The 10,585-nt window shown below is 39.2% G+C and carries 7 protein-coding genes; 1 reads left to right on the top strand and 6 read right to left on the bottom strand.

Going from position 1 to position 10,585, the window contains the following annotated elements; all coding sequences use genetic code 11:
- Nucleotides 1-706: 706 nt before the first annotated feature.
- Nucleotides 707-2,467, top strand: coding sequence for a YbaL family putative K(+) efflux transporter (gene ybaL, locus HMPREF3129_RS00360; protein WP_017627893.1), 1,761 nt, complete (start codon nucleotides 707-709; stop codon nucleotides 2,465-2,467).
- A 111-nt stretch (nucleotides 2,468-2,578) separates the two neighbouring features.
- Here ybaL and HMPREF3129_RS00355 read toward each other — a convergent pair whose 3' ends face one another.
- From HMPREF3129_RS00355 to purT, 6 genes are all read right to left on the bottom strand, one after another.
- Entirely contained in the window at nucleotides 2,579-3,889 is a 1,311-nt protein-coding gene (locus HMPREF3129_RS00355; RefSeq protein ID WP_036918912.1) for an inosine/guanosine kinase, read from the bottom strand.
- A gap of 102 nt (nucleotides 3,890-3,991) precedes the next feature.
- A complete protein-coding gene (gene wzz(fepE) / locus HMPREF3129_RS00350; RefSeq protein ID WP_004248652.1) occupies nucleotides 3,992-5,110 on the bottom strand; it encodes an LPS O-antigen length regulator Wzz(fepE) in 1,119 nt (372 codons plus the stop codon).
- Between the two features lie 163 nt (nucleotides 5,111-5,273).
- Nucleotides 5,274-6,242, bottom strand: a complete 969-nt coding sequence (gene hemH / locus HMPREF3129_RS00345) for a ferrochelatase (RefSeq protein ID WP_004244277.1) — start codon at nucleotides 6,240-6,242, stop codon at nucleotides 5,274-5,276.
- A 159-nt stretch (nucleotides 6,243-6,401) separates the two neighbouring features.
- On the bottom strand, nucleotides 6,402-7,046 hold the full coding sequence (gene adk / locus HMPREF3129_RS00340) for an adenylate kinase (protein ID WP_004244278.1): 645 nt from the start codon (nucleotides 7,044-7,046) through the stop codon (nucleotides 6,402-6,404).
- 182 nt (nucleotides 7,047-7,228) lie between these two features.
- Complete coding sequence (gene htpG / locus HMPREF3129_RS00335; protein WP_004244279.1) at nucleotides 7,229-9,112, bottom strand: molecular chaperone HtpG; 1,884 nt, start codon at nucleotides 9,110-9,112, stop codon at nucleotides 7,229-7,231.
- A 203-nt stretch (nucleotides 9,113-9,315) separates the two neighbouring features.
- On the bottom strand, nucleotides 9,316-10,515 hold the full coding sequence (gene purT, locus HMPREF3129_RS00330; RefSeq protein ID WP_012368277.1) for a formate-dependent phosphoribosylglycinamide formyltransferase: 1,200 nt from the start codon (nucleotides 10,513-10,515) through the stop codon (nucleotides 9,316-9,318).
- Nucleotides 10,516-10,585: the final 70 nt, after the last annotated feature.

Raw genomic sequence — 10,585 nt, 5'->3', positions numbered from 1 at the left:
CTGAAGGACGGGGTTTTACGGTGCTTTGGATAACAATAGCAATAACTTACTAACAAAAAAGCATACATTAAGTTGTGATCATGAATTTTTGGCTATTTTTACTCCATTATAGGTAAGAGCGACTATAATTTAACTTAAAAAATAAATTTCAGTTATGAACATCTCGGGGACAATGTTGCCCGTTCCCCTATCGCAAAAACAAAGTCTGCTTATTGATATTATGTTAATCACAGCATTTTCTACTGTGTAGCATAGTGCTCAATAGTTATTCACTACTGAAATAACCATAGTTAGCATTTTTTATTTTATCTGAGTTTTACTTGGGTCAATATGAGGGATACTCGTCTTAGCGATTGCTCTCTAATTTAAAAAACATTGAACATGTTGAGCCTAATGACACTTATCTATCTTTATTGATTATTTCCATGCTTTTTCTTCACCAGATTATGACCAATAAAGCTAAATAAGTTGTATTTATTTTTACAACTCACAACCAATCTAAATACTCTATATCAAGCTTATACAAAGAATAACTACCAAAAATAACACAGAAACACTCAGTTACATTATAAAACTAAATCAAATTGCTATTTTTATAAAAATTCAATAAATTTTAGCGAATTTAGCGCTTAGATACGTTAAACTAATACCCTGCTGTACCACTCGCCCCCCGATACATGTAGTTTAATAACAAGAAGGAGAATTGATGCCGCATTCAACCCCCCTCATTACCACCATTGTTGGTGGATTAGCACTTGCTTACATCTTAGGCATGATTGCTCAACGGCTAAAAATCTCACCTTTAGTAGGATATCTTGCTGCGGGTGTGCTCGCTGGCCCATTTACCCCCGGCTTTGTTGCTGATACCTCTTTGGCGCCTGAGCTTGCTGAAATCGGTGTTATCTTACTGATGTTTGGCGTAGGTTTACATTTTTCTTTAAAAGATCTAATGGCTGTAAAAGCTATCGCGATCCCCGGTGCCATAGCACAAATTACCGTTGCCACCTTATTAGGGTTAGGGTTATCCACTTTCTTTGGCTGGGGTCTATTTAGTGGCATTGTCTTTGGATTATGCCTTTCAACGGCAAGTACTGTGGTATTGCTACGCGCACTCGAAGAAAGAGGTTTAATTGATAGCCAGCGCGGTCAAATCGCTATTGGTTGGTTAATTGTCGAAGATCTCGCTATGGTATTAGCCTTAGTATTACTACCAGCTATTGCCAATATGCTTGAAAGTAGTGACCAAACAAGTATTTCACAGTTATTAATTAACTTAGGTATCACTATTGGTAAAGTAGTTGCCTTTATTTTAATTATGATGATTGTCGGTCGTAAGCTTATTCCGTGGATCTTAGCTAAAACGGCTGCCACTGGCTCTCGTGAGCTTTTTACCCTATGTGTGTTAGCACTAGCTTTAGGTATCGCTTACGCAGCAGTGACGCTATTTGATGCTTCTTTCGCATTAGGCGCTTTCTTTGCCGGTATGGTACTTAATGAGTCTGACCTCAGCCACCGAGCAGCACAAGATACTTTACCTCTACGTGATGCCTTCGCCGTTCTGTTCTTTGTCTCTGTCGGCATGCTATTTGATCCTATGGTATTAATTGAGCATCCTCTAGGCATTTTAGCCACACTTGCGATCATTATTATAGGTAAATCCTTAGCAGCCCTAGTGCTCGTTCGTATGTTTGGGCATTCACGCAGAACCGCATTAACCATTTCAGCCAGTCTTGCGCAAATTGGTGAATTTGCCTTTATTTTAGCTGGAATGGGGGTTGCACTAAATGTTTTAGAACCAGATGCACGTAACTTGGTTCTTGCCGGCGCCTTAGTCTCTATTATGCTTAATCCTGTTCTCTTCTCTTTGTTAGACCGTTATCTAGCAAAAACAGAAACCAAAGAAGAGCAAGAGCAACTTCAACAAGAAGAGATGGAAGAAGAGATGCCAGTGCCTGTCGATATTTGTGGGCATGCGATTATCGTCGGTTATGGTCGTGCAGGTAGTATGCTAGCTGAAAAGCTACAACCACAAGCTATCCCATTGGTCATTATTGAAAATAGCCGTAATAAATTTGCTGAGTTAAAAGAAAAAGGCTTAAACGCCGTACTCGGTAATGCTATGACCAAAGAATCGCTGGCATTAGCGCGTGTTGATTGTGCTAAATCGCTACTACTAACCATTCCTAACGGTTATGAAGCAGCAGATATCGCAGAAACAGCAAGAAAAATGAACCCTGATCTTAATATTATCGTTCGTGCTCATTTTGACGATATTATTGTTCGTGCTAACTATGATGAAGAAGCTTCCTTTATTCTTGAGAAAGGGGCAAATCATGTGATAATCGATGAAGATCAGACCGCTTCAGCAATGGCTGAGATGCTAATACAAGAAGTCGAGTTCGGTTGCACCATTGATGACACACCTGAAGAGGGTCAACAAATTATTGCACCCAATGCAGCGCAATAATAGAGATTTATTTTTTAAAATAAAGGATTAACAAACTAAAAAAGCAACACCTTTATCGCGTGTTGCTTTTTATTTTCTCTCTTTCACAAAAAAAGAGCGCGACGACTTAACTTAACGTTCCCAGTAAGCTTCTTCTAAGCTATCTTCTTTCTCAGGCAAACCGCGAGTCAAACGTGGTGAGTGTTGGCTTAATACTTGATAGCTTACACGGTTAGCATATTTACACACTTGCGCCAATGAAGAGTAAGTCAAATAACTACGTGGGTGTTTACTCGAATTAGGTACATTAATGCGATGATAACTATTTGCCGTAATATCATGTAATAGTGCAGATAATGCCGCATCGCCAGCACCATTGGTGTTCATGATTTTTTCCGGCCCTCCCATATAAGGCTCTATATGCGAATAGACTTTTTCCGGCATTTGGCAATCTTTAAAACGCATAGCACGACTAAACTCGTAACGATTAAATTCAGCAATTGCACCAGGAAGTAACGGATGAGTGGTTTGGCGTTTAAAATCACTCTCTGTAAAGCCTGCCATATACAATCCTGCTGGGCCTGCGGTACATAAGACTAAATCAACCCACTCTAAAGCCGCATCTGATGCTAACAATGGATCAGCATGACCTGTAAGCTCTAGGGCTTCATCTTCATTCATTGCCACTACCGAGACATGCTCTTTTAAGAAATCTCTCCACCACTGAGGATCGTCGGCAATCACGTATTTAGTACCTAATGTTAAGACAACTGGTACATCATGCTTTTTGGCATATTCTATCGCTTTCATAGTTGCCAACGGCATTGGCTCTCCCGGTTTGCAACGGACGAGATAAGCAGTTAAAACTAATGCCGATGCATCTGCAATCACATCCTCAGGAATACTTTCGGGCTGAAGTTGATTCATTTGGCCAGGACTGATAGCAAAAGTACGTTCACCATTTTCAGTAATGAGGGTAAAGCAACGCCCTATTGCACCATCAACACCTTGTAAATAGTTTAAATCAGTACGGCTTGAGGTATTACATAAGTAGCGATAAGCATAACTACCAATCTGAATATTGTTACACATAGTCCCCAATAAAACAGAACGATCATCCGCTAATACGGAGTAGTTATGTAGTGTGTTACCAATAGTGCCACCCGCAAATTCATGGGTAATAAGATTATTAACTGTTAATTCGCGATAAAGGGCTTCCGCTACATCATCTTCAATAACCAGAGAGTGTCCCTGACTCAAGTTATAGCGATTGATAAACGCTTCATCTACCTTAGCTTCAATATCAACTAATGTTTGGTCGATGCCAACAATATAAGCCCGAGAAGATTCGCTCTCAGTCATATTGATGATAGGTTTTAATAATGGATCTCGTAAACTAACGGGAAAATAGTGTTTGGATTTTCTTTTGCCAGGGAATTTCATTGTGAACGATGCTACAAGCTAAAAAAGATGCGCAATGTTAACACAATATTAGTGGAGAGACAGTAGGTGTACGTCTGTACACCTACTTTTATTTGTGGATATTTACGCTGTTTTACGGCGATTTCTTGCCATATAGCCCAGTAAAACACCCATTACAGAAAGGATAAAACCAACAAATGCGGCACCGACTAAGATTAATGCACGTTTAGGCGCATCTTTCTTAGTTGGTTCATAAGGTTTTAGCATATATTTGAAAGGAACAAATTGCAGATCACCCAATTTTATTTGTTCTAACTGCTGAATATTATATAAGCGATTTTTTAATTCAGAACTGACCGTTGTAGGATCAGTAATCGCTTCTGTTATCGCTAATTTGCTACTAAGTGCATCAGCCCCCATGGCAATGGAGTAATCAGGATCATCTTTAATTTGTGCACCTTCACTAGAAATAGGCTTTTTAACCCCAGCAGCATTGGCAATTTCTAGTGCATATTTTAAGCGCTGAACATTAACATTACGCGCATTAGCAATACGCTCTAAATCCATTTGATACGCTTTTTGCGCATGGTTTAATTTACGCTCAATTTGATCATCAATTTCGTCTTTCACTTCTACCCGTACTTTAGTAGAAATAAAGCGAATATAACCTGACAGCAAATCGTAAGCTTCTTCAGAAGTTGGCGCAGTAAAGCTTAAGTTAATTTCGCCACTAAATTCTTCATCACTATTTTTACTGTCTGATGCTTTTAAATTAATATCTTTAGTAACAATAGTTTCGATTAATTTACGTTTATCCAATGGCGTAGGATCGTCCATCTTAGCCAATAAGTTTTTATAGTAATCCGTATTGACTAAATATTCTTCACGTAATACACGGGAATTGTAGTTATTGATAAATTTTTGGTAAACAGAAGAAGCATTTACGCCAGTATCAACATCAACCAAGCTTAAATCATTTAAGGTTGCTCTTAACTGCTTCATCTCATCTAACATTGGTTTTGTAATAGCAGCTTGGCTTGTCCATTTCTGGGGCAGAAAGCTCGCAACAGTAAAACCTACGATAGCAAATAAAAGTGTGATCCCAATAATGACAAATTTTGATTTATAAAGAACAGAGAATAACTCAAACAGATCGATTTCATCGTTCTGTTTTAGATAAAAATCGTCGAAATGCCCTTTATCAACTTCTGAAGATTGTGGTTTTGAAAGCTTACTATTCATTTTCCTGCCTAAATTTGTGTAATGCAGCGTCCGTTTATCAGCCATTTTAGTGCACAAGACTAAAATGGTTAAAAAATGAGAAAAGATAAGTTTATATATAACTGAAATATGATCAAATGAATATATCACCTAATCCGATAATCGTATTTAGTGAGCTTATCTATTATTTTTCACATATGTCGCGGATTATAGCTTCAAGTAAGTCAATATGCTCAACTTTATCATTCAAAGCAGGAATGTATTCATACTGTTTTCCACCACCATGTATAAAGAACTCACGGTTCTGTTCATTAATTTCTTCTAATGTTTCTAAACAGTCTGATGAAAATCCGGGACAAATAACCTGTACATGTTCAACCCCTTCACTACCCAGTTTTTCCATCGTTTTATCAGTATAAGGTGATAACCAAGGCTCACGACCAAAACGTGACTGGAAAGTCATCATCACTTTTTCTGCTGGATAATCAAGTTGCTGTTTTAATTTTTCTACTGTAAGGCAACATTCATCAAAATAGATATCTCCAGTTTTAATAAATCGTTCAGGAATGCCATGAAATGAAAGTACTAAACGATCCGGCTTACCATGTTGCTTGAAACTCTCGTCAATGCTATTTACCAGCGCTTTAATATAAAGTGGATGTTGAGCATAACTACGAACAAAATGCAGTGAAGGAATAGTTCGCATCGTTTTAAACAGTTGGCTAATACCATCAAATACCGCCCCCGATGTCGAACAAGAGTATTGAGGATAGAGAGGTAATACAATTAACTTTTCAACGCCCTGCGCCAATAATCGCGTCAGTCCTTCGTTGAGGGAAGGATTGCCGTAACACATACCTAGTTCAACAGGTATATGCGCAAAACGTTGTGCTAACGCTTTTTGCTGTGCACGGCTATAGACTAAAAGAGGAGAGCCGTCTGGCAACCAAATTTGTTGGTATAATTTGGCCACTTTAGGTGAGCGAAATGGCAAAATAACCCCATGAAGAATGGGTTTCCAAATCCACGGGGAAACATCAACAACGCGAGGATCGCTAAGAAACTGAGCTAAATAGCGCTTCACTGCATCTGGTTGAGGTGCATCAGGGGTGCCAAGATTGACCAAAAGAACGCCGTATTTAGCATCATTCATACCAAGACTCCTTAGAGCTGTTTTATTAACATAACCAAAAGTAAAAGAGTAAAGGAAAATAGTGAACTCTGTTTGTCAATTAATCGGATTGTATTCTTTTTATAAATATTTTGTAAAAAAAATCCCGGTCTAACCGGGATTGCTCTTCGGTGTTATAGATTAACCGAGGATGTTTTTCAGTTCAGCATTAATTTCGCTTACTTTCTGTGTACCATCAATTTTGTGGTACTGCGCGTTACCCGCTTTAGCTTCATTTTGGTAATAAGAAACTAAAGGTGCTGTTTGAGAATGATATTCGATTAAACGTTTACGCACTGTTTCTTCTTGGTCATCTTTACGAGTTGTTAACTCTTCACCTGTCACATCGTCACGGTTTTCAACTTTAGGTGGATTAAATTTAATGTGATAAACACGACCTGATGGCGCGTGCACTCGACGACCAACAATACGTTCAACAATAATTTCATCAGGTACAGCAAATTCCAGTACGAAATCAACATTGATACCCGCTTCTTTCATTGCATCAGCTTGTGGAATTGTTCTTGGGAACCCATCCAACAAGAAACCATTACGGCAATCGTCTTGTTTGATACGCTCTTTCACTAATGCTATTACTAATTCATCAGTCACTAATTGACCGTTATCCATCAATGCTTTTGCTTTCAGTCCTAATTCCGTACCTGCGCTAACCGCAGCACGTAACATATCACCGGTTGAAATCTGTGGGATACCATAGTTTTCTTTAATGAATTGAGCCTGAGTGCCTTTACCAGCGCCTGGAGCGCCTAGTAGAATGATACGCATCGCGTAAATCCCCTTGCATTTAATTTTTTATAGTTAAACTCGAAAACGCATTACCATACCATTTTGTGAGGTCATCGCTCAAGAAATCACGTTATCGATTGCACTTTATTTTTATCGCAAAAGAAAAAAACCACGCTCTCTTGCGCAAAGAACGTGGTTTAAATGATTGAAAACGAATATGGTTACGCGTTTTTAGCTAATAGTTGGTTCACTAAACGAATAAACTGGTTTGGATCTTCTAAAGTTCCTCTTTCAGCAAATAGCGCTTGATCGAGTAATAAATTGATCCAATCCGCGAACTGTGTTTCATCAGTCAACTCAGCCGTTTGTTTGACTAATGGATGATTAGGGTTTAACTCAAAGTTGTATTTAACTTCGGGGACTTGTTGACCTGCAGCCGCAAAAAGTTTTGCCATTTGCGTACTCATTTCATCCGCACCAGTAGTAACAATAGCAGGCGTGTCCGTTAAACGATGAGTTAATTTCACCTCTTTAACTTTATCACCTAGTAAGGTTTTTACACGCTCAACAAAAGGTGCCAGTTGTTTATCTGTCTCCTCCTGCTGCGCTTGTTTCTCTTCATCAGCCAGTTTATCTAAAGATTCATCTGCTTTGCTCACAGATTGGAATGATTTACCATCGAATTCAGTGAGATAGTTCATCATCCACTCATCAATGCGATCGGATAGCAGTAGAACTTCAATACCTTTTTTACGGAATAATTCTAGATGAGGGCTATTTTTGGCCGCAGCATAGCTATCTGCAGTGATGTAATAGATTTTATCCTGACCTTCAACCATACGACTCACGTAATCTGCCAATGAAACAGTTTGTGCATCGCTGTCATTATGAGTAGAAGCAAAGCGCAGTAATTTAGCAATGGCTTCAATATTAGCGTGATCTTCTGCAGGACCTTCTTTTAACACTAAACCGAACTCTTTCCAAAAAGTTTGATACTCTTCAGGATTATTGTCAGCCAGTTTCTGTAACATTTGTAATGCACGTTTAGTTAATGCGCTACGTAAATTACGTGTCACAGAGCTATCTTGTAAGATCTCACGAGAAACGTTCAATGGTAAATCGTTAGAATCGACTAATCCGCGGATAAAACGCAAATAGTTAGGCATAAACTGTTCAGCTTCGTCCATAATAAAGACGCGCTGTACATACAGTTTTAAACCATGTTGATGTTCACGGTTCCATAAATCCCAAGGTGCTTTAGAAGGAACATACAGCAGGCTGGTGTACTCTTGTTTACCTTCAACCCGGTTATGTGCCCAGCACAGCGGATCAGCAAAATCATGAGAAAGATGCTTATAAAATTCTTTATATTCATCATCACTGATTTCTGACTTATTACGCGTCCATAACGCTTGAGCTTTATTTATTTTTTCCCATGTAACGGTGCCGTCTTCTTCATTTTTAGTTTCTATTTCGACAGGTAGGGAAATATGATCAGAGTATTTGCTGATAATACTACGCAGACGCCAATCATCTAAATATTCGTCTTCACCTTCACGTAGATGCAGGGTAATTTCGGTACCACGATCCGCTTTTTCAATATCAGCAACCGTATAATCACCTTCACCTTGTGACTCCCAGAAAACACCTTTATCAGCAGGTTGCCCCGCGGCACGGGTACGTACCGTCACTTTGTCTGCCACAATAAATGCGGAATAAAAACCGACACCAAACTGACCAATTAATTGGCTATCTTTCGCTTGGTCTTGTCCAATAGACTCTAAAAATGCTTTAGTCCCTGATTTCGCAATAGTCCCTAAATTATCAATCACTTCATCGCGGGTCATACCTATGCCGTTATCACTGATAGTCAGTGTTCTTTTTTCTTTATCAGTGGCAATGCGGACATGAAGTTCACCCTCATTTTCATAAAGAGCTGCATCGGATAATGCACGAAAACGTAACTTATCCGCCGCATCCGATGCATTAGAAATCAATTCGCGAAGGAAAATTTCTTTATTAGAGTAAAGAGAATGGATCATTAATTGTAGAAGTTGCTTAACTTCAGACTGAAATCCTCTCGTTTCCTGATCTTTCATACTCATTTTTACCTCAATTTATCCTAATTTGGCGAAAAAAATCGATATGACTTAAAAGGTGGGGATAGTTAAGCAAGTTTCAAGGGAGCAGAGCTTAATAACATTAATAAAAATACTGAAATGCCATATAAAGAGGAAAAATCAATTACATAACAGCTAGGAATAACCGCCAAGGCAAGCATGATATAAAGCCATTGGCGGTATGTAGATCACCGCGATAAATGGTTATCACCATCATGGGCTAAAATCGCTTGTGCACCTAAATTCGCCTCTTCAATAGCATGTTTTATGGAATCGGCATGAGCAAGCACCACGCCTAAACGACGATGTCCTGCGATTTCAGGTTTAGCAAATAAACGAATTTGTCGATTTGCCTTAAGCGCTTTTTCTAACCCCGTATAGACAATATTAGTACTAGACAACTCAGGTAAAATCACCGCGGAAGCACAAGCACCTAATTGGCGAATACCACCGATGGGATAGCCTAAAAAAGCACGCACATGGAGCGCAAATTCTGATAAATCTTGTGAAATTAAGGTAACAAGCCCTGTATCATGAGGACGCGGTGATACTTCATTAAAAAACACCTCATCACCTTGGATAAATAGTTCCACACCAAATAACCCATAACCGCCCAAATTCTCCACTACTTTACTAGCGATATGTTGTGCTTTGGCAAGGGCAATATCACTCATTTTTTGTGGTTGCCATGACGCACGATAATCGCCTTTTTCTTGCCGATGACCAATAGGCTCGCAAAAATGAATACCATCAATAGCACGAATCGTGAGTAATGTTATCTCAAAATCAAACGGGATCATCTTTTCAACAATCACGCGCCCTTGCCCTGCTCTTCCCCCTTCTTGAGAATAAGTCCATGCACTAGTGAGATCTTGCTCTGAACGAATAACACTTTGTCCTTTTCCAGATGAGCTCATCACCGGTTTTACAATACAAGGAAAACCAATCTCAACCGCCGCTTTTCTAAAAGCCGCTTCATCATCAACAAATTGATAAGGAGAAGTCAGTAAGTGTAATGTTTCTGCAGCGAGACGGCGTATTCCTTCCCTATCCATAGTGAGTTTTACTGCACGGGCACAAGGTACAACTTTTTGACCATTATTTTCTAATTCGACTAATAATGAAGTAGCAATAGCTTCAATTTCAGGCACCAAAAAATCGGGTTTTTCTTGAGTTATAATCTGTTTTAATGCCTCGCTATCAAGCATATTGACGACATAATGGCGATGAGCAACATGCATTGCCGGCGCATTGGCATAGCGATCAACCGCAATAGTCTCAATGCCAAGACGTTGGCATTCAATGATCACCTCTTTACCTAATTCGCCTGCACCTAATAACATCACTTTTGTGGCATTAGTGGTCAGAGCCGTTCCCAAAATGGTCATTTTCGATCCTTATCTCAGTCAGATAATACGCATTACGCAAACGTTTGCATTTAGTGGTAGCATAACGGAA

Source organism: Proteus sp. HMSC14B05 (genome assembly GCF_001808035.1).
Lineage (GTDB): Bacteria > Pseudomonadota > Gammaproteobacteria > Enterobacterales > Enterobacteriaceae > Proteus > Proteus mirabilis.
The sequence above is the reverse complement of the archived record's forward strand: the minus strand, read 5'-3'. Positions and strand labels throughout refer to the sequence as shown.

Coding starts and splice junctions, on each gene's coding strand:
- purT (WP_012368277.1), bottom strand. CDS start 10,515: ATGACCATTTTGGGAACGGCTCTGACCACTAATGCCACAAAAGTGATG.
- hemH (WP_004244277.1), bottom strand. CDS start 6,242: ATGAATGATGCTAAATACGGCGTTCTTTTGGTCAATCTTGGCACCCCT.
- ybaL (WP_017627893.1), top strand. CDS start 707: ATGCCGCATTCAACCCCCCTCATTACCACCATTGTTGGTGGATTAGCA.
- HMPREF3129_RS00355 (WP_036918912.1), bottom strand. CDS start 3,889: ATGAAATTCCCTGGCAAAAGAAAATCCAAACACTATTTTCCCGTTAGT.
- htpG (WP_004244279.1), bottom strand. CDS start 9,112: ATGAGTATGAAAGATCAGGAAACGAGAGGATTTCAGTCTGAAGTTAAG.
- adk (WP_004244278.1), bottom strand. CDS start 7,046: ATGCGTATCATTCTACTAGGCGCTCCAGGCGCTGGTAAAGGCACTCAG.